The sequence below is a fragment of the Hymenobacter busanensis genome, assembly GCF_008727865.1.
Classification (GTDB): Bacteria; Bacteroidota; Bacteroidia; order Cytophagales; family Hymenobacteraceae; genus Solirubrum; species Solirubrum busanense.
In genome coordinates this window covers 401344-418858 of the sequence record NZ_VTWU01000004.1, presented here as the reverse complement: position 1 = coordinate 418858, position 17515 = coordinate 401344, and the positions used below count along the sequence as shown (strand labels likewise).

The following is a 17515-nucleotide window of genomic DNA, read 5'->3' as shown; positions in this document are numbered from 1 at the left end:
TACTTCAGGAAGCTTATCCAGCTTTCTATTCAAACTGACTTTATACTGGCTTTTACGGGCGCGTTTTTTCAAAGGTTACGCATCCGTTGATTTTTTTGAAAAGCTTAGCTGCCAACGCCGCTGCCGCCTTCGGTTCCGCCAGCGCCGCCAGCGTTGGCAGTGCCGCCGCCGCCCGTGGTGCGCGAGCTGCTAGCTGTGGAAGCACTGCCGCTCGTTGACGACCCGCCACCACCGGCGCCGCTGCCCGAGCTGCTACGCCCGGCGTTGCTGCCCGAAGTGGCCGAGCCGCCGTTGGTACCACCGCCCGCAGACGAGGACCCGCCCGACCGGCTACCGCTGCCTGCTCCCGAACGCCCCGAGCCGCTCATGCCGCTGAGGGCATCTTCAGCGCCGGCGCGGTCGGCATTGCCGCCTTCGCCTTGGCCACTGCCGCCTTTCATGGCGTCGAACTTGGCCAAGCCGTCTTGCAACAGTTTGTTGAGGTCGTCGCCAAACTTACCGAGTGACTTGCCGAGTCCTTCACGGGTTGCCGAGCCCGCATCGGGGGCCATGAGCAAACCAGCTACGATGCCGGCACTAGCGCCAGCCAGCAGGGCGAGAATTACTTTGCCGCTGTTGTCTTTCATAAGGAAGCAGGATGTTGAGGTTGGGGAAGAAACACGATGGCGGCCCGCGGGCCGGTAGGTTCCTAACGCGAAAGCACGGGGAAGGTTGTGCAAAAAAGCCCGCTGCCAAGGCTGGCAGCGGGCTTTTTACGTTGTTGACGGTAGGCCGGGCCTACAGGTCGTTGAGCAGTTTCACGATTTCGCGCTTGCCCTTGCCGAGCTTTTCCTGCAGGCGGCCCACTAGCTCGTCGCCCTGGCCTTCGGTGTAGGTCAGGTCTTCGTCGGTGAGCTGGCCGTACTGCTGCTTCAGCTTGCCCTTGGCTTCGTTCCAGTCGCCTTTCAGGTTGAGGCTGCTGCCGGCGCCGGTTACGCCCAGGTCCTCGAGCTTCTCAACGATGCCTTTGAACGAGGTATCGAACTGCTGGCTGAGTTTGCCGAACTGTTCGCCGAGTTGGTCGCCGTATTTGCCGGCGTAGTTTTTCAGGTTGCCGCGGGTAGCGCTGCCTTTATCAGGAGCCATGAGCAGGCCGGCCACAATGCCAGCGCTGGCGCCAGCCAGAACGGCCAGCAGGATTTTGCCCGAGTTGTTGTCTTCGTTATAAGACATGATGAAGGAGAGTGTAGGTGAAGGAAAAGATGCGAGGTGAGAAACCGGCCCGCGGGTACCGTCGAGCTGGTTTGTCCTGCCTATACGAAAGGCCACGGACGGGGTTGTTTCGTCCGCGTCAAAAAGATAGGGCTTTCGGCATATAGCACCAAATGGCAGAAGCAGGTTGGGTGGAGTTGGCCGTACCAGCGGTTTCGCCGTACTTTTCGGTGCTTCACCTGCCGCCCTCTACCCATGCCGATCCGCTCGTTTTTCCAGCCCCTCGCTTTCGGGAGTTTGTTGCTTGCCGCCGCCTGTGCCCGCTCCAGCCCGCCGGCGTCCGCCTGCATCGACCCAAGCAAAATCAACCCCAACGGCATGTGCACGATGGAATACAACCCCGTGTGCGGCTGCGACGGCAAAACCTACAGCAACCCCTGCGCCGCCACCAATGCCGGCGTGACGAGCTACACCAAAGGCGCCTGCGCCACTACCAACTAGTTTCCCACTTTCATGGCAGAAAAACGCTACGTTCTGAACCCTGCGCCCTTTGTGGTGCCCACTACCGACGGCAAGCTCATTGAGGAGCACGTGGGCCACGCCAGCACCGGCACAGGCCACTACAGCCTCGCCCACATGGTGGCACCGCCGCACTGGAGCGAGCCGCATCAGTCGCCGCAGTTCGATGAAATGACGATTGTGGTGCGCGGCCGCAAACGCTTCGAAATCGACGGCGAAACCGTGGAGCTGGGCGCGGGCCAGGCCCTGCTCATTAAGAGCGGCGCGCGGGTGCGCTACTCCAACCCCTTCGACGAGGAGTGCGAGTACTGGTCGATTTGCGTGCCGGCGTTTAGCCCCGATACCGTGAACCGTGAGGCGGAGTAACCTGCTTTCCGGCCGGGGCAACGGCCAGCAGCCGTCTGCATGCGTTAAAGCCCGACCGTAGCACCGCGGCCGGGCTTTTTGCTCTACCGTTGCGGCTTGATGGCACTACCGGTTCTGGCTACATTTGGTCGTCGGGGCTTCTCTTTTCTTCTGCACTTATGGACCAGCGCATCATCAACCTTTTCGACGAGTACACCCACAAGCCGCTTTCCCGCAAGGAATTTATGACCCGGCTGGTGAAGCTGGCTGGCGGCACGGCCCTGGCCATGTCGGCTCTTTCCGTGCTCGACCCCGGCTACGCCGAGGCCGCCACGGTGCCCGAAGACGACAAGGACCTGGTGGTGGAAGACGTAACCTGGCCCGGCGACGGGGCTACCATGAAAGGTTACCTGGTGCACCCGAAAGGTAAAAAGAAACGCGGCGCAGTGGTGGTTATCCACGAGAACCGCGGCCTCACGCCCCACATCAAAGACGTGACGCGCCGCGTGGCCAAAGCCGGCTACCTCGCGCTGGGCGTCGATGCCCTGTCGCCGTTTGGGGGCACACCGCAGAGCGAAGACGACGGCCGCAAGCTCATCGGGCAGCTTAACGCTCAGCAAAACCTGACCAATTACCTGCGCGCCCTCGACTACCTACGCGCCCGCCCCGACGCGAACGGCAAAACCGGCTGCGTGGGCTTCTGCTGGGGCGGCGCGCTGGCCAACCAGCTAGCAGTGCACGACCCCAAGCTGAACGCGGCGGTGGCGTATTACGGCACCCAACCCAAAGCCGAGGACGCCGCCCAGGTCAAGGCCCATCTGATGATGCACTACGCCGGCCTCGATGAGCGCGTGAATGCCGGCATGGCCGCCTGGGAAGCCGCCCTGAAAGCCGCGGGCGTGAAGTACGAGCAGTTTGTGTACGAGGGCGTCAACCATGCTTTTAACAACGACTCGTCGCCGGCGCGCTACAACGAGGCGGCGGCCAAGCAAGCCTGGGAACGGACGTTGCGGCTGTTTAAGGAGCAGTTGGGGTAAACTGCCAAAGCCTTATTTCCATGCCATGATGGACAACGACTATGCCTTCAAGGTCTTCCTCTCATGCCTGCTAGCTTCACCTATGCTATGGCTGATCAGCCTTTACCTACTTAGGCGTTGGAGCCATTTTCCAGCCTTTTTCGCAGCCAATACCGCCCTGCTAATTGTCTACCTCTATGTTCTGTTTCATCCCACACTCATCTCGTTTGGGCACGACGAGTACGGGCTGGGCCGTTTGTTCGGCTTGTTCTGCACCGTCACAGCACATGTGGTATTGGGCTTCCTGTTTGCGGTTGCGTTTCGCTGGAAACGCCGTGCTGCCATGTCAGCCTAATGAAGGCGTATCAATCTATTGCAGGGTAAAACTGGCGCTGAGTTTCACTACCCAATGACTGAACAAACAATAAACCAGTTGGTGGCTAATGAACTCGTAGCTCAAAGGCTAGCTGTTACCAAGCAATATCTAGATGTGCATCAAGTCCTTTACAAAAAAGGTATTCCTGTTATCGAACGAATTACGCCACCTGATTCGGAAGGCATCATCAAAGCTTACCTGCCGGTGCAAGGCGAAAAGTTCTACTTGGTTTTTTACCTCGACGCAAACACCGGCGGCCTCAATGGCCTGAGCACTGAAGCTTGGAACCGGGTATATCTGCGCGCTACATCGTCAACCCTGAGCGCGTCGGAATTAGCAGCCTTCACCACCTTACAGCCATCCGATCAGTGGAGCAAAGGTGATGCTCGCCGGAAGGGCCAAGGTGTTTATTCGTTCAGCTCTATTAGCTTTCTGCCCAATCCTGAGCCCGATACATTTGAACACAAGCTCAGCAAGCTCCTGGAGTTTCTGGAGCAGGATGCCAACGGCGTCCAACGTTTGGTGGAGCAAGCCGATTGCGGAATCACCGTTGCTATAGATATGCACAACGGCAACGGCATGTTGGGCGGCCCATTCATCGATGCCCGTAATATCAAGCGTATGGCTGCACTTGACTTAGACATCGAATTTGACTTATACGCCACCGGCAACGCTTTCAAAGAATAGCGCAATAACCCCGCCCCCACGCCCAACGTCTAACCGGCTACTCCACCTACCCTAGCCAACTTGCCGCATGAGCCTCTGGGAAATTATCAAACGCCTTTACCCGTACGTTCGCCCTTACCGCCCGCTGGTCATTGGCACGCTGCTGCTGACGCTGGTGGGCTCGTTGGCGGCGCAGGTGAATCCGTTTGTGCTGCGCTACACCGTGGATACGGTGCAGGGGCTGCTCAACCGCGGCCTGGGGCTGGCACAGGGTGCCGACCTGCTGCTGCTGGTGAGCGGGCTGCTGCTGGGCAAGGAAATCGTTAACACCTTCATTCAGTTCGGGCAGAAGTTCTACGGCGAGAAAATCCGCATCAACGTCTCCAGCGACCTGTCGCAGGAGGCCGTGCGCAAGATTCTCTCCTACCAGCTCGGCTTCTACTCCGACAGCGGCAACCAGACCGGCAAGCTCCAGACGCGCATCGACCGGGGCGTGGAGAGCCTGATGAAGCTGGTGCAGAACTTCTTCATCGACATCCTGCCGCTGTTTGCCAACGCCATTGTGGCCCTGGTGGTCATGTTCACGGCCAACGTGTATGTGGGGCTGGTGGCGGTGGCCGTGATGCCGGTGTACTTCTGGCTGAGCTACCGGCAAGCCGACCGCCTCAACGGCACCCGCCGCGGCCTGCGCAGCCTGCGCGAGCAGAAAAGCCAGGGCCTAGTCAACCTCATCGACTCGGCGGTGGTCATCAAAAGCTTCGTGCGCGAAGACTACGAGGAGCAGAAGCAGGCCGGCTTGCAGGCACAGTTGCAGGCCGCCCAGCTCCAGACGCGCAAGCTCAACTTCCTTTACGACGGCCTCAAAACCTTTACCGAGCAAGTGGGCGTGGTGCTCATCATCATCCTCACCGCCTACCTCGTGCTCGACGGCCAGATCAGCATCGGGGCCATCATGTTCCACATTCTGCTGTTCAACAACGTGTCGGCGCCCATCCGGCAGCTGCACCGCATCTACGACGAAATGAACGACGCCCTCACCTACTCCGAGGGCTTCTTCGACATCATCGACGCCGCCGACGCCCGCGAAAAACCCGGCCAGCTGCCCGCCGACAACGTGCGCGGCACCTTCGAGATTTGCAACGTCGACTTCACCTACCCCAGCGGCACCCAAGCCCTGCACGACGTGTGCCTGACCATTGAGGAAGGCAAAACCACCGCGCTGGTGGGCCTCTCCGGCGCGGGCAAAAGCACCGTCATCAACCTGCTCTGCAAGTTCTACGAGCCGGATAGCGGCAAAATGCTGCTCGACGGCAAGCCGCTGGCCGACTATGACACCCACGCCCTGCGCCAGCGCATTGGACTGGTGCTCCAGAAAAACCACATTTTCAAGGGCACCATCGAGGAAAACATCCGCTACGGTGTAATGGACGCCAGCTTCGAGCAGGTGCAGCACGCGGCCCGGCAGGCGTATTTGCACGAGCAGATCATGGACCTGCCTAAGGGCTACGAGAGCGACGCCCAGCAGCTCTCGGGCGGGCAGCAGCAGCGCATTGCCATTGCCCGGCTGTTCCTGAAAAACCCGCCCATCATCTTCCTCGACGAGCCCACCGCCTCGCTCGACGCCATTGCCACCGAGCAAATCAAGAACTCCCTCGAAGCCATCAAGCAGGGCCGCACGGTGGTCATCATCTCCCATTCCCTGGCCCAGATTGTGGATGCCGACTGCATTTACGTGATGAAGCAGGGCCGCATGGTGGAAAGCGGCACCCACGAGCAACTCTACGACCTGCGCGGCACCTACCGCGAGATTTTCGACGCCTCGGCGCGCAGTCTTAACATCGAGAAGCTGGCCCGGGTGATGGTGGACGATGAGGACGAAGTGGGCGACACGGCGGCGTAAAGTATCTTCGAGCCAACATTATGCACCTTCACTGCAGCTTTTTAGATAGTCCCCGATGAAAGTTTATTCTTTGTTTTTACTATCTCTCCTTTCACTTCATTCGGCTTGCACGGCACAATCCGACGAAACTCCCCCAGAAAATTGGTGCATCCAGAAGGCTACCGATCAAGACCGTAACGACGTCTTTATTACCGCCAATCTAGGCTATAAGGACTATGCCCACAAAGCAGATTTCCCTTGGTGTATAGCCGTAAACATTACCACCGTCAACAAAAACCCAGGCGGTTATCCCACACGTGCAGAAGCTCCTGTGCTGGATGCGACGGAAGACATCATTACGGAGGCGTTGCGGAAAGCCGGCGCGGTACAATATGTGGGACGGGTAACGGTAAAAGGCTACCGCGAACTGTATTATTTCGTACCCGATCCTGAAAAAGCAAATACAATCCTCACGCGCTTAACCAAAGAGCAGCAGCCCAGAGCCTGGGAGTATGAGATTGATGAAGATGCTAAGTGGGAACGTGTGGCATCGTTTTTTAGCGGCACTCCCAATTGTCTGTAAGTAAGAGCGTGTTTGGATTCTGCTAAAAATGACGTGAAGACGTCATGCTTCGACAAGCTCAGCATGACCAAAACCTAGAATCCCCAAAACGCTCTAGGTATTGGTGTTTCCTAAAACGCTAGCGGCTCACCCGCCGGCGCCCTTTCTGAAATAGCTGTAGTGCTGAAAGCGTAGGGCCGGAAAGGAATTGTAATACCGGTCCTGATCCTGTGGGTAGAACCAAAACATGCCCGCGTCGATAGTCCACCCGCTGTTGCTGCGCTTCGACTTGAAATCGATGCCGATGGATAGAGTGCCGGCGCCTTCATCACCCGCCGGAAAGTAGGTGGCGCCTTGCCGGAAAAACCATTGTTTGCGGTTCGTCAGCTCCTGGGTTTTGCCGAAATAGAGGCGGTGCTCGGCACTTAGGGAAGGCCACAGCGTCCCCCAGGAAGGCCCGACGCCGGCCCCAAGTCCTAATTGGTTGTACTTGGTTGCATCAATGCCAACGCCGACGTGCAGCAACTCGGGGGCCGATAGCCCGATTACGAATTTGGTTCTGGCAAAGGCTGGGTCCTGGGCACTGGCGCCCAAGGTTGACAGCCACAGTAGCACCTGAAAACCGAGCTTTTTCATACAATTCCAGTGCGTGATTAGGCATCGTGGGCACCCGGCGTTTAGGTTTGGGGCCCCTCCCCCGTGCGGGAACTACCCGCTCCGGTTAACAAGCATATTAATTTATTAATATTCGCCTGCATTAGCTACTCGCAGCCTGTGCGAGGTTGCTGCACCGCAAGCCAGTTGCCCGGCTCACGAAGGGCAGCATCTCCCATCCTTGACGATGGGGGTGAGGTGGGCGACACGGCGGCGTAAGAGCGGACAGGCGAAGGCGCAATCCGCTACCTTCGACGGCTGTTGTGCTTTCTGCTATGCGTTGCGCTATTTCTATTGCCTGTTTGCTGCTGCCTTTCTTGGCTTGGTCTATGCCAAACCGGGTCAACGTAGACCTTTCCATCCAGCCGGAAACCCGCACGTTTGCCTGCCGCTACCAGCTGACCGCATCGTTCCCCACGGCGCAGCGCAGCCTGGCATTCAACGTGAACCGAAAATTTCGGGTGACGGAGGTGCAGGGTCCGCATCTACTTGGCTACACCGATTCGCTTTTCTACGACGCGTTTCAGCAAGACACCCTGCGCCGCCTGACGCTGCGCTTTGCCCAGCCCAGCCGCCAACAAACCGTTACGGTACGCTACAACGGCACTACGCCTTTCCAGACCGACAGCGTGCTGGAGTTTACGGCCCACGCGAACTGGCTGCCTACCATTCCCGACCAGGAATACGCGCTGGTACGGTACCGGCTGGCCGTGCATATTCCGGCTGCGTACCAGGTAATCAGCACCGGGCCCGCCCGCCGCGCCGCCAATGGTACCTACGTGTTTACCGGTCAGGCCCCGAACATCGAGCTGACGGCCGTGGCGGCCCGCCGGTTTACCACGCTCGGCGGACGGCACGCCGGGGTAGAACTCTACAAAGCCAACCGCCCCTTCAACGTGCGCGACTCGCTCTTGCGCACGCACGCGCTGGCCATCATCGCGTACCAGAACCGCATCATTGGTCGGCGCGCCCCCATTCGCCGTTTTCGGATTCTGCTGCCCGGCAGCAACCGGAACGCCTTTGGGCTGCTTGACAACGCGGCGGTCATTACCTATTCCGATTTCGACACCCGCAAACCAGCCGATTTGCTGATTCTGGCCCACGAAATCAGCCACAAGTGGTGGGGCTGGGGCACCTGGAATACCTACGACAACTGGCTCAACGAGGGCTTTGCCACGTACTCGGGGTTACTCTACCTGCGGGCTACCGCCGACACAGCCACCTTTCGCCAGCAGTTGCTGAAGCACCGCGCCGCGGCCGCGCCGGCCCCGCCCATTCTGCAGTTTGATGCGCGCAAGGACATGGCCCAGTACCGGGCGGTTATCTACTCCAAAGGCACCGTGGTACTCGCCGATCTGCACACCCGCCTCGGCGACGAGGCCTTCTTCCGCCTCCTGCAAGCCACGGCCGCCGCGCACGTAAACACCACCCAGGCGTTCCTGGCACTGGTAGAACAAAAAACCGGCCGGGAAACCCGTGACTGGCTAGCTGCCCGGCTGGGCAGTTGAGTTATCAGCCAAGAGCTTACTGCAGGTACTGCGGCATAAGCTTTACCCCAACGTCAGCTCCCCAATCAGCTCGGTTAGGTGCGGAAACTCCGCCGTTAGTTCTTCCCGGGTGGCCAGCTCGAAATCGGCGAAATCGAAGCCGGGGGCCACGGTGCAGCTGACCAGGGCGTGGCCGGTGCCGTGCGGGAGGCGGGCAGCAAACCACGTGTTGGCCGGAATAATGGCCTGGGGCACCTGGCCCGCGGCCAGGTCGGTGCCGAGCGTGACGGTGGTGGGCGGCTGGCCCTGGAGGAGCAGAATGATGTCCAGGGGCTGGCCCTGGTGGAAAAACCACAGCTCGTCGGACTTGATGCGGTGGAAGTGCGACTTGTCCTGGCCGGCCAGCAGGTAGTAGATGGCCGTGCTCACGTGGCGGGCGTCGGGCCCGGCGGGGCCGAGGGTGTGGCCGGAGCGGTAGGTTTCGCGGTAGTGGCCGCCCTCGGGGTGCGGCGTCAGGTGCAGGTGGCGGATGATGTCGGCGGTAGTCATAACGGAAGCGGCGGGGAAGCGGAAGGGCCGTGGGTGCAAAGAAACACGACTGGCGGCGTTGCGGCGCGCGCCAAAATATTCCCGCTGGGGGCGCTTGCCCCAGCGCAGCCATTCAATACCTTACGCTTGGTCCGGCCTAGCCGGGTCGGGCTAGTCATTTCCACCAATTACCCATTCTACCATGCCAGCTTACCAGAGTTATTTCGACCACTTTTTTGCGACGCTGCCCATCTCGCGCGTCAATTTCAAGGCCCTGGGCACCGCCACCCTGGCCAGCCTGCGCCAGGCCCAGCTTGGGGCCGACTTTACCGCCCACGAAACCGCCCTGCAAGCCGCACTGGCCGGCTTCGACGAGAACCTGACCGACGCCGGCGAATCGACCAGCGGCGGCACCGCGGCCTACCGCGCCGCCCGCAAGCAGTGGCTCGCCTTCGTCGACGATACCATGAAGGACCACGTGACGCCCAAGCTGCGCAAGCTCCCCGTGTACGCCGACTTCAAGCAGTACCAGAAAAGCAAGCTCGCCGGCCTGACTCAGGCAGAATTGCTGCTCGAAGCCAAGAAGCTACTGGCCCTCTACGAGCAGCACGCCGCCGCCCTGGGCCACGCCACCCTGCCCGCCGAGGCCCAGGCCGCCTACCGGCAGCTGGCCGCCACCACCGAAGCCCGCACCACCGCCGACGCGGCCATCGACCAGGCCCGCGTGGCCCTTTCGGCCGACTGGCTGGCCCTGGCCCGCGCCCTGCGCCGCCTCAAGGCCCAGCTGGAGCTGCGCTTCGACGACGCGGAACAGGTGTATCGGTTTTTCGATTTCGGGAAGGTGCAAAAGGGCTCATCTGCCCGTAGGGCCGCCAAGCAACCCAGCGTGGCCCCCGGCGCCTAAGCCTGGACCCAGCCGGTACACCTAGGGTTACCTACCGACCCCGCAACAGCCGTTTCCGCCTTGGCGGAGGCGGCTGTTTGGTTTTGCGGCATACCGCCCCGTCTAGACGGCACGGGCTTACACAGTCTCAAAATTGCCCGCTGCCTAGACGGGGCGGGGTTCGGGCACTGCGAAACCCGGTGCCGTCTAGACGGCACCGGGTTTCGCAGAGTGCGAAAGTGCCCGTCGTCTAGACGGCACCGGGTTCAGTGGCATCGGAAAGTGCCTGCCGTCTAGACGGCGCGGGGTTTTGGAAGTATGAAAGGCCCCGCCGACTAGCCGGCACCGGAAAAGCGGCTGTGCGGGTTGCTTCGTCTATTACGCAACCGCCCCGCCTGGGTGCAGGCGGGGCGGTTGTGGGATGGGGGTTGCTGCTAAAAGCGTTTGACAAACTCAGTTGACAAGCTCCATAAACGAGAGGCTGCCTGGGCCAGTCGAGAACGAAATGCGTAAGGAAGTAGCCGTAATGCTGTCGATGGTGTAAACACTCGAAGTACCGTAATAAGAGTCTGGCACCCACAATTGGTTAGCCAGCAAGTATTGCGTGTCATTGCAGAACGGACGTACCACGGTAACTCCTTTTGGGTACAGGGAATAGGTATAGTGCGCGCCCGAGACAGTAGTAGAGCCGATGCTGGCTGCATCGTAAGTAATACGTCCTTGGGTATCGAATACATACCGTATGGTTGCTCCTGCAGCTGGTTGCCAGGTACCACTACCACTAGTTGAGGTATGGACTTCCCGCACCAAGCGCCACGTTTTGCTGCCGGTTCCGGTGAGCAGCAGCATCGTTGCCTGCGAGATAACCGGGCAGAAACTGGCGGGTACAAATTCGGCGGTAACAAGTTTCTTGACGTTCACCCCCAACGTGGCATTCTCGTAGCTCACCTCGAAGGTAAAAGGCGTTGTCACGGTGAGGTTGCTGTAGGCTTTGAGCGTGAGCAGGTCGCCGGTAGCCGGTGCCGTAGCCGAGAGGTCAATAGCTTGGTTGGATACGGACCCCACCCTCAGCAAACGAGCCGGAATATAGAGGGTAGCCGTAGCGGCCTGGGTTTTGGCTCCCACAAATGGAGCAAGGTTGGTGGCACTACCCAGCAACCACTGTTTGATCTGGTCGATGGCCGCTTGCAGCCGGGCATGCACGGATTTCACTTCGTCGACCCCTTTCAGCAGTTGCTGCAGAAACGCGGGGCCCGAAGCATCCCCCACCTGCACAGTGCGGTAGGTGGCCTCGATGCGGGTAATTTTAGCAATGTTGTTGGGAAGCGTCAAAAGACCGGCGGTAGCGTCGGTGGTGCGGTTGGAGTAGTCGGTGATGCTGGCGGCAATGGCCGCCGTATTCAGGATTTCATCCTGCATCTTGAGGGTCTTGTTGAGCTGATAGAGCATGGCAACCGACCCAATACCCACAATCAGGGGACTGGCTACCGCAGTGCCCGCGACCATCACGCCGATGGTAACGGCCAGCTTGATGCGTGCCTGGGCGTAAGGCGTTACCATTTTAGAGAGCTTATCGGCCGGGTTGTCGTTGGCTGTCTTCTCGCCATAAGTGGTAAAATCCGTCTGCTCGAAGGCCAGCTGGCGCACGAGGTAGGCCGCTTCCAGCTTTTGGGCGGGCGTGGCGGCGGCGTACATGGCCGGTAGGCTTTGTTGCAGGTTCTTGAGCACGGCCAGGTTCTGGGCCGGCAGCGGGAAGGTGCTGGTGCGGGTCAGCCCCTCGGTGTAGGCAACGGCCGTAGTCAGGCGCGTCTGGAAGTCGGCAAACACCGCGGCCGGATCCTGAATGGCGGTATACTGCCCGATGGTCAGGCTTTGGGCCTTCTTGAAGCCGAGGGCCGAGAGGTCGAGGCTGGTGGCGCCGCTGGGCATTTCGGGCACGATGAAACCCGCTTCGGTGTCGCTCACGCGGCCCACCACCACCTTGCGGCCGCCCAGCGTGACTTCCCAACCGGGTTTGTTTTCCAGGGTTTTGGAGAAGGTCAGCAGCACCACGTCGCCGGGCACGGCGGTGGTTTTGTCGAGCGTGACGGTGGCCGTGTCTTCCGGCTCGTGCAGTTCGCCGGTTTCCTTTTTGCAGCTGCTCACGGAGAAGAGCAGCGCGGTAATCAGCAACAGAATCAGTCTGTAGGAGTAGGCCATAAAGTGGCGGGCAATAAAGGTGGAGCAATGTGTTTGCCGACCCGACGGCCACCGGCCGCAACTTCGGAAGAACAAAGCTACTCAGGAGGTTGTCCGCCACCTATACCTACTTCCGGGTATTTCGGGCGGCGGCCGGTGGTGCCGCTGCCCCGAGCAATAGCGGCCCGCTAAGTTGGGCCGCGCGGCAAGAATGCCGACCTTCGGGCCCGGTTGGCCGCTGCCGGTGCGCGGCCGGCCGTATAGCTTCCCTATGAGTCACGAGAAAACCGCCATCAAGGCCACGTACTTCAGCATTCTGGGCAACGTGGTGCTGGCGCTGGTGAAGTGGCTGGCCGGCTACTTCGGCAACTCCTACGCCCTCATTGCCGACGCCATCGAGTCGACGGCCGACGTGTTTTCCTCGTTTCTGGTGCTCTTCGGCCTGCAATACGCCGCCCGCCCCGCCGACAAAAACCACCCCTACGGCCACGGGCGCATCGAGCCGCTGGTCACGTTTCTGGTCGTGGGCTTCCTCATCATCTCGTCGCTGGTCATTGCCTACGAGAGCGTGCAGAACATTCGCACCCCGCACGCGCTGCCCAAGCCCTACACGCTGCTGGTGCTGGGGGCCATCATCGGCTGGAAGGAGTACTCGTTTCGGGTGATGATGCGCAAGAGCCGCGAAACCAACAGCTCGGCCCTGAAAGCCGATGCCTGGCACCACCGCAGCGACGCCATTACGTCGGTAGCGGCCTTCATCGGCATTTCCATTGCCCTGCTGATGGGCAAGGGCTACGAGGCGGCCGACGACTGGGCTGCCCTGCTGGCCGCGGGCTTCATTCTCTACAACAGCTACCTGATTTTCCGGCCCGCGCTGGGCGAAATCCTCGACGAACACCTCTACGACGACCTCGTAGACGCCATTCGGCAAGTGGCCGCGCAGGTGCCGGGGGTGCGGGGCACCGAGAAGTGCTACGTGCGTAAAGCCGGCATGAAGTACCACATCGACCTGCACGCTATGGTCGACGGGGATATTTCGGTAACCGAAGGCCACGCCATTGCCCACCGGCTGGCCGACACCTTGCACGCGCAGCTGCCCGAGCTGGGGCAGGTGCTGGTGCACATCGAGCCCAACGACTACCACTAGCGGGCCACCAGCGCCCCTTGCCGCCGTGAAAAACAAAGCCCCGCACATTCTCAATACCTCGTCGAACCTGCTGGGGCTGTGCTTTATCGTCCTCACCTCGTTGCGCGTGACCAACCGCTCCACGGCCACCTTCATCGACGAGCTGACGGCCGTGGCGGCGCTGTTTTTCATCAGCAGCAGCATCCTTTCGTTCCTCTCCATGCGCGACTCCACGCCCCGCAGCGCGGCCTATGAGCGCGTGGCCGACGGCGTGTTTCTCATCGGCCTGGTCTTCATCTTTCTCACGGCCATGCTCATTGCCTTCAACGTGGTGGGCTAAATGCCGCTGCCTGAAGTGCCCCGACGTTAGCCCTCTTCTCTTGGCCTATTCCATGCCGTACCGCCCGTCTGTTCTGTTGCTGCTGACGCTGGCGCTGGCCTCGATTCTGACGCTGGGCGGCTGCAAAAAGCTGTTTCCCGATTACAAAACCCGCACCGCCTACTACCTGAACGCTGTACCCGGCGCCCAGCCCGACAGCCTGCTCACCTGCGTGACCTACAACATTCAGCTGGGGTTTCGCAACGGGCAGGACCCCTGGGATGCCGCGCAGCGCGGCGGCTCGGCCGCTCACCTCGACAGCCTGGCCCGGGTGCTAAGCCGCGTGCACCCCGACATCATTTGCTTGCAGGAAGTGCCGCGCAACCGCTCCAACGTGGATACCAAAGACCTGCTGGAACAGCTGGCCGCCCGTCTGCGCATGAACTACGCTTTTGGCGCGCACGGCCACAACGAGCCGCCCGGCGTGAAGCCCGCCCGCGGCGAGTGGGGCAACGCCATTCTCACGCGCTTTCCCATCGAGGGCATCGACAACCGCGAAAACGAGTACGTGAGCGTGTGGCAGCGGCGCAGCATCTTGTCGGCCGAGCTGCGGGTGGGCCCGCGCCGGGTGCGGGTGTATTCGCTGCACTTCCAGCCCTCGGAGCCGGCCGCGCGCACGGCCGCAGCCTATTTCCGCGAGCGGGCCGGCGACACCCAGCTCATCCTGGGCGACTTCAACCAAACCGCCGTGCCCGAGCTGCCGCCCGCCGACTACACCGACGTACTGGCTCCCACGCCCATCAATCGGGGCGCCATCGACCGCATTTACCTTTCCGCCGGGCGGTTCAGCACCCGCGAAGTCGGCATTATTCCGCGCAGCGAAAACGTGTCGGACCACCCCGCTACCTATTGCCGGTTGCGGCTGTTGTAGCCGGCCCGGCCACCATTTGCGGAGCAGTATACCCGCGCAGTATCTTTGAAAACACTATTCACTCACCCCACCCCTACATGTTTCTTATTCGCACCGCTACAGCCGCTTTCCTAGCCCTTGGCACCCTGGCCGCCTGCACCAACGACCCCAAGGAAGAAGAACAGAAACCCTCTTTTGATGCTTCGGGCACGTACTCGGCTACGGCCGCCGACTTCGTGGCCGGCCCTGTGCGCATGTACACCCGTCAGGGCGAGGTGAAAGACGTGCAGCTGATTCAGCGCTTCAGCCAACGCTGGTACGGCGGCCTGCTGTACGGCTCGCCGGGGCCGGTAGCCCCCTTTGCGGCCGTCGACCTGACGTTTACCACCCCCCGGCCGGCCAACACGCCCATTCAAGGGTCGCTGAAGCTCACCACCGCTGCCAACACTACCTACTCGGGCGTGTACGCGGCCGCCCAATCGGCCGAGCACCTGGTACTGGCCGACAACGTAGCGCAGTCGGATTTCATGCCGCTGTTTGCCGACCGCTGCCGCCTGTTTACCAAAGAAGTTCTGGGCTTGACGCCTACGTATTCCTGGTCGCCGCTGCCCGGCTCCACCGGCTACGCCGAACGGCTGGAATACCACCCGCTGTACGTGTTGGAGCTGAACGGGGCGCAAGCCCGCATGGCCCTGCTTTCCTACATTTTCGTGTCGGGCACCAACGGGCAGAGCTGCAGCATCGGGTACCGCAACGCCTTCAACATCGTGAACGAAACCACACTGAGCCGCCTGAACGTGGGCGACACCCTGGTGGTGCAGCACAACCAGTTGCCGCTCACCAAACAGAAATAACCGAGCGGCGCCGGCTTACGCCGTTTGTTTTTCCAACAGCAGCGCCACAATGCGCGGCGGGCCGGTGCGGTCGTCTTCGTCGAACCACTCCTGCAGGCGGGCGACTCCGAAGCCGTGCTGCCGAGCGCTTTCCGTGTAGTCGGAGAGGTGGTGCACGTAGCACTGCAACTCAAACGTGTGGCCCGCGGCGGTATCGAAGCGGGCTTTGCTGCCTTGGTACTGCTTGAAGGGGTGCAGCTCGCCGATGTAGAACAAGCCGCCGGGCCGAAGGGCGCGGCTGGCCTGGGCAAATACCACGTCGAGGTCGGGAATGTGCTCCAGGATGAGGCTGCACGTGACCAGGTCGACAGCGCCGGGGTCGGCAAAGGCCCAGGGCTGCGTCACATCGGCCTGCTGAAAGGTGATGTGCGGCAGCGGCAGTTTTTGCCGGGCCTGCGCCATCATGTCGGCCGAAAAATCCACGGCCGTCAGGTGCCCGGCCTGCGCAGCCAGCCACACGGTGTTTTTGCCGGTGCCGCAGCCCAGCTCAATCACCTCGGCGTAGGGGCCAGCCGGCACCAGGGCCCGGATGGCACGGGCTTCCAGGTCGCGCGTTTTGTTGACGACGGCGTCGTAGCTCTCCGACCACGCGTTGTAGGCTTGCTGGATGTTCATGGGGTATTGGGCCGGGCCTGGCTCAGCGGCCCGGCGGAGGCAAATTAAGGTAAGTTGGCCGGCAGCGCGTCTGCCGCGGAAACCTCACTGCATCCCCCTATGAAAATCAGAGCCATCATCACGGGCGCCACCGGCATGGTGGGCGAAGGCGTGCTGCACGAATGCCTCGCTCACCCCGACGTGGAGCAGGTACTGGTACTCACGCGCAAGCCCACTGGCGTGCGGCACCCCAAGCTGCGCGAGCTACTGCACGCCGATTTCTACAACCTCTCTCCCATCGAAAGCCAGCTGACGGGCTACAACGCCTGCTTTTTCTGCCTCGGCACCTCGTCGGTGGGCATGAGCGAGGCAGACTACACCCGCGTGACCCACGACCTGACGCTGCACGTGGCCGAGACGCTGCTGCGCCAGAACCCCGACCTCACGTTCTGCTACGTATCGGGCGTCGGCACTGACAGTACCGCGCAGGGCCGCTCGATGTGGGCCCGCGTGAAAGGCCGCACCGAAAACGAGCTGTTGCGCCTGCCTTTCGGCGGCGGGGCCTACATGTTCCGGCCGGGCTACATGCACCCCACACCGGGCCTGCACAACGTGCCGCGCTGGTACCCGGCCATTACCTGGCTCTACCCGGCGCTGCGCCGCGTGCTGCCGCGCTACGTGTCCACACTGCGCGAACAGGCCCTGGCCATGATTAACGTGGTGCGGCGCGGCTATCCCAAGCGCGTGCTGGAAGTGCCCGACATCGTGGCGCTGGCGAAGGCAGGGTAGCCGAAGGCCAATGGTGGCCGTCCGTTACGTTTGCGGGCCGGTTCTGCCCTCGTAAAGACTCTGCCCTATTTTCCTTTTGTGCCGTTTGCTATGTTTTCTCCTGCCGCCGAAGCTGCTATACCCGCTGCGCCAATTAATACGCTGCTGACGTTTGTGCGCGCCATCGGGGTGGAAGTGCGCGAGGCGTCGCTTGCCGGCACCGCCACTTTTCTGCCGGGTCTGCTCATCGACGCGGGCCAGCTGGTAATCGACCGCAGCCGCTTGCTGCACCCCGGCGACATCCTGCACGAAGCCGGCCACATAGCCGTGACACCCGCCGCCGACCGCCCGCGGCTGGGCGGCAACATCACGGCCGGCCATCCGGAAAAAGAAGGCGAGGAGCTGGCGGTGCTGGCTTGGAGCTTTGCCGCTAGCCAAGCCCTGCAACTGCCGCCCGAGGTGGTGTTTCACCCCGATGGCTACAAGGGCCAAAGCGCGTGGCTCATCGAAAACTACGAGCGCGGCCACTACCTCGGCTTGCCCCTACTGGCGTGGATGGGCCTGACCACCGCGGACAGCTTTCCGCGCATGACGCGGTGGCTGCGGACGTAACTGGCGGCC

21 protein-coding genes are annotated in these 17515 nt (G+C 61.4%); 15 read left to right on the top strand and 6 right to left on the bottom strand.

Features of this window, described 5'->3' with window-relative positions; translation table 11 throughout:
* Nucleotides 1-104 precede the first annotated feature (104 nt).
* Entirely contained in the window at nucleotides 105-626 is a 522-nt protein-coding gene (locus tag F0P96_RS12770; protein WP_151079286.1) for a YtxH domain-containing protein, read from the bottom strand.
* Between the two features lie 151 nt (nucleotides 627-777).
* The gene (locus tag F0P96_RS21385; RefSeq protein ID WP_151079285.1) at nucleotides 778-1212 is read right to left on the bottom strand and encodes a YtxH domain-containing protein; all 435 of its coding nucleotides are present in this window, start codon (nucleotides 1210-1212) and stop codon (nucleotides 778-780) included.
* A gap of 234 nt (nucleotides 1213-1446) precedes the next feature.
* Between F0P96_RS21385 and F0P96_RS12760 the strand changes: the two genes are divergently transcribed.
* The 7 genes from F0P96_RS12760 to F0P96_RS12730 all read left to right on the top strand — a co-directional run bounded on the left by F0P96_RS12760 (nucleotide 1447) and on the right by F0P96_RS12730 (nucleotide 6575).
* Nucleotides 1447-1692, top strand: coding sequence for a Kazal-type serine protease inhibitor domain-containing protein (locus F0P96_RS12760; RefSeq protein ID WP_151079284.1), 246 nt, complete (start codon nucleotides 1447-1449; stop codon nucleotides 1690-1692).
* Nucleotides 1693-1704: 12 nt separating this feature from the next.
* Nucleotides 1705-2076, top strand: coding sequence for a cupin domain-containing protein (locus F0P96_RS12755; protein ID WP_151079283.1), 372 nt, complete (start codon nucleotides 1705-1707; stop codon nucleotides 2074-2076).
* A gap of 158 nt (nucleotides 2077-2234) precedes the next feature.
* Complete coding sequence (locus F0P96_RS12750; RefSeq protein ID WP_151079282.1) at nucleotides 2235-3092, top strand: dienelactone hydrolase family protein; 858 nt, start codon at nucleotides 2235-2237, stop codon at nucleotides 3090-3092.
* Nucleotides 3093-3117: 25 nt separating this feature from the next.
* Nucleotides 3118-3426 carry a hypothetical protein gene (locus F0P96_RS12745; protein WP_151079281.1) on the top strand — a complete coding sequence of 103 codons (309 nt, stop codon included), beginning with the start codon at nucleotides 3118-3120 and terminating at the stop codon, nucleotides 3424-3426.
* 54 nt (nucleotides 3427-3480) lie between these two features.
* Nucleotides 3481-4134 (top strand): DUF4279 domain-containing protein, encoded by a 654-nt coding sequence (locus tag F0P96_RS12740; protein ID WP_151079280.1) that lies wholly within the window; start codon nucleotides 3481-3483, stop codon nucleotides 4132-4134.
* A gap of 67 nt (nucleotides 4135-4201) precedes the next feature.
* Nucleotides 4202-6013 (top strand): ABC transporter ATP-binding protein, encoded by a 1812-nt coding sequence (locus tag F0P96_RS12735; RefSeq protein ID WP_151079279.1) that lies wholly within the window; start codon nucleotides 4202-4204, stop codon nucleotides 6011-6013.
* 55 nt (nucleotides 6014-6068) lie between these two features.
* The gene (locus F0P96_RS12730; protein ID WP_151079278.1) at nucleotides 6069-6575 is read left to right on the top strand and encodes a DUF695 domain-containing protein; all 507 of its coding nucleotides are present in this window, start codon (nucleotides 6069-6071) and stop codon (nucleotides 6573-6575) included.
* A 126-nt stretch (nucleotides 6576-6701) separates the two neighbouring features.
* Here F0P96_RS12730 and F0P96_RS12725 read toward each other — a convergent pair whose 3' ends face one another.
* A complete protein-coding gene (locus F0P96_RS12725) occupies nucleotides 6702-7190 on the bottom strand; it encodes a hypothetical protein (RefSeq protein WP_151079277.1) in 489 nt (162 codons plus the stop codon).
* A 347-nt stretch (nucleotides 7191-7537) separates the two neighbouring features.
* On the opposite strand from F0P96_RS12725, the gene F0P96_RS12720 reads away from it, so the two are divergent.
* Nucleotides 7538-8716 carry a M1 family aminopeptidase gene (locus F0P96_RS12720; protein ID WP_151079276.1) on the top strand — a complete coding sequence of 393 codons (1179 nt, stop codon included), beginning with the start codon at nucleotides 7538-7540 and terminating at the stop codon, nucleotides 8714-8716.
* 42 nt (nucleotides 8717-8758) lie between these two features.
* Here the strand turns inward: F0P96_RS12720 and F0P96_RS12715 are convergent, their stop codons facing one another.
* Nucleotides 8759-9244: a cupin domain-containing protein gene (locus tag F0P96_RS12715; protein ID WP_151079275.1), complete on the bottom strand. Its 486-nt coding sequence runs from the start codon at nucleotides 9242-9244 to the stop codon at nucleotides 8759-8761.
* A gap of 181 nt (nucleotides 9245-9425) precedes the next feature.
* On the opposite strand from F0P96_RS12715, the gene F0P96_RS12710 reads away from it, so the two are divergent.
* Entirely contained in the window at nucleotides 9426-10127 is a 702-nt protein-coding gene (locus tag F0P96_RS12710) for a hypothetical protein (protein ID WP_151079274.1), read from the top strand.
* Nucleotides 10128-10559: 432 nt separating this feature from the next.
* On the opposite strand, the gene F0P96_RS12705 is transcribed toward F0P96_RS12710, so the two are convergent.
* Nucleotides 10560-12305, bottom strand: a complete 1746-nt coding sequence (locus F0P96_RS12705) for a hypothetical protein (protein WP_151079273.1) — start codon at nucleotides 12303-12305, stop codon at nucleotides 10560-10562.
* Between the two features lie 250 nt (nucleotides 12306-12555).
* Between F0P96_RS12705 and F0P96_RS12700 the strand changes: the two genes are divergently transcribed.
* From F0P96_RS12700 to F0P96_RS12685, 4 genes are all read left to right on the top strand, one after another.
* Nucleotides 12556-13431, top strand: a complete 876-nt coding sequence (locus F0P96_RS12700; protein WP_151079272.1) for a cation diffusion facilitator family transporter — start codon at nucleotides 12556-12558, stop codon at nucleotides 13429-13431.
* Between the two features lie 25 nt (nucleotides 13432-13456).
* On the top strand, nucleotides 13457-13750 hold the full coding sequence (locus tag F0P96_RS12695; RefSeq protein ID WP_151079271.1) for a hypothetical protein: 294 nt from the start codon (nucleotides 13457-13459) through the stop codon (nucleotides 13748-13750).
* A 52-nt stretch (nucleotides 13751-13802) separates the two neighbouring features.
* Nucleotides 13803-14660 carry an endonuclease/exonuclease/phosphatase family protein gene (locus F0P96_RS12690; RefSeq protein ID WP_160620097.1) on the top strand — a complete coding sequence of 286 codons (858 nt, stop codon included), beginning with the start codon at nucleotides 13803-13805 and terminating at the stop codon, nucleotides 14658-14660.
* 77 nt (nucleotides 14661-14737) lie between these two features.
* Entirely contained in the window at nucleotides 14738-15493 is a 756-nt protein-coding gene (locus F0P96_RS12685) for a hypothetical protein (protein ID WP_151079269.1), read from the top strand.
* A gap of 15 nt (nucleotides 15494-15508) precedes the next feature.
* Here F0P96_RS12685 and F0P96_RS12680 read toward each other — a convergent pair whose 3' ends face one another.
* Nucleotides 15509-16147: a class I SAM-dependent methyltransferase gene (locus tag F0P96_RS12680; RefSeq protein ID WP_151079268.1), complete on the bottom strand. Its 639-nt coding sequence runs from the start codon at nucleotides 16145-16147 to the stop codon at nucleotides 15509-15511.
* 99 nt (nucleotides 16148-16246) lie between these two features.
* On the opposite strand from F0P96_RS12680, the gene F0P96_RS12675 reads away from it, so the two are divergent.
* Nucleotides 16247-16915: an NAD-dependent epimerase/dehydratase family protein gene (locus F0P96_RS12675; protein ID WP_151079267.1), complete on the top strand. Its 669-nt coding sequence runs from the start codon at nucleotides 16247-16249 to the stop codon at nucleotides 16913-16915.
* A 90-nt stretch (nucleotides 16916-17005) separates the two neighbouring features.
* Nucleotides 17006-17506: a hypothetical protein gene (locus F0P96_RS12670; RefSeq protein ID WP_151079266.1), complete on the top strand. Its 501-nt coding sequence runs from the start codon at nucleotides 17006-17008 to the stop codon at nucleotides 17504-17506.
* The last annotated feature ends 9 nt before the right edge of the window (nucleotides 17507-17515 follow it).

What these genes read in the sequence shown, in the direction of transcription:
- F0P96_RS12770 (WP_151079286.1), bottom strand. Translation starts at nt 626, where the DNA reads ATGAAAGACAACAGCGGCAAAGTAATTCTCGCCCTGCTGGCTGGCGCT.
- F0P96_RS21385 (WP_151079285.1), bottom strand. Translation starts at nt 1,212, where the DNA reads ATGTCTTATAACGAAGACAACAACTCGGGCAAAATCCTGCTGGCCGTT.
- F0P96_RS12760 (WP_151079284.1), top strand. Translation starts at nt 1,447, where the DNA reads ATGCCGATCCGCTCGTTTTTCCAGCCCCTCGCTTTCGGGAGTTTGTTG.
- F0P96_RS12755 (WP_151079283.1), top strand. Translation starts at nt 1,705, where the DNA reads ATGGCAGAAAAACGCTACGTTCTGAACCCTGCGCCCTTTGTGGTGCCC.
- F0P96_RS12750 (WP_151079282.1), top strand. Translation starts at nt 2,235, where the DNA reads ATGGACCAGCGCATCATCAACCTTTTCGACGAGTACACCCACAAGCCG.
- F0P96_RS12745 (WP_151079281.1), top strand. Translation starts at nt 3,118, where the DNA reads ATGATGGACAACGACTATGCCTTCAAGGTCTTCCTCTCATGCCTGCTA.
- F0P96_RS12740 (WP_151079280.1), top strand. Translation starts at nt 3,481, where the DNA reads ATGACTGAACAAACAATAAACCAGTTGGTGGCTAATGAACTCGTAGCT.
- F0P96_RS12735 (WP_151079279.1), top strand. Translation starts at nt 4,202, where the DNA reads ATGAGCCTCTGGGAAATTATCAAACGCCTTTACCCGTACGTTCGCCCT.
- F0P96_RS12730 (WP_151079278.1), top strand. Translation starts at nt 6,069, where the DNA reads ATGAAAGTTTATTCTTTGTTTTTACTATCTCTCCTTTCACTTCATTCG.
- F0P96_RS12725 (WP_151079277.1), bottom strand. Translation starts at nt 7,190, where the DNA reads ATGAAAAAGCTCGGTTTTCAGGTGCTACTGTGGCTGTCAACCTTGGGC.
- F0P96_RS12720 (WP_151079276.1), top strand. Translation starts at nt 7,538, where the DNA reads ATGCCAAACCGGGTCAACGTAGACCTTTCCATCCAGCCGGAAACCCGC.
- F0P96_RS12715 (WP_151079275.1), bottom strand. Translation starts at nt 9,244, where the DNA reads ATGACTACCGCCGACATCATCCGCCACCTGCACCTGACGCCGCACCCC.
- F0P96_RS12710 (WP_151079274.1), top strand. Translation starts at nt 9,426, where the DNA reads ATGCCAGCTTACCAGAGTTATTTCGACCACTTTTTTGCGACGCTGCCC.
- F0P96_RS12705 (WP_151079273.1), bottom strand. Translation starts at nt 12,305, where the DNA reads ATGGCCTACTCCTACAGACTGATTCTGTTGCTGATTACCGCGCTGCTC.
- F0P96_RS12700 (WP_151079272.1), top strand. Translation starts at nt 12,556, where the DNA reads ATGAGTCACGAGAAAACCGCCATCAAGGCCACGTACTTCAGCATTCTG.
- F0P96_RS12690 (WP_160620097.1), top strand. Translation starts at nt 13,803, where the DNA reads ATGCCGTACCGCCCGTCTGTTCTGTTGCTGCTGACGCTGGCGCTGGCC.
- F0P96_RS12685 (WP_151079269.1), top strand. Translation starts at nt 14,738, where the DNA reads ATGTTTCTTATTCGCACCGCTACAGCCGCTTTCCTAGCCCTTGGCACC.
- F0P96_RS12680 (WP_151079268.1), bottom strand. Translation starts at nt 16,147, where the DNA reads ATGAACATCCAGCAAGCCTACAACGCGTGGTCGGAGAGCTACGACGCC.
- F0P96_RS12675 (WP_151079267.1), top strand. Translation starts at nt 16,247, where the DNA reads ATGAAAATCAGAGCCATCATCACGGGCGCCACCGGCATGGTGGGCGAA.
- F0P96_RS12670 (WP_151079266.1), top strand. Translation starts at nt 17,006, where the DNA reads ATGTTTTCTCCTGCCGCCGAAGCTGCTATACCCGCTGCGCCAATTAAT.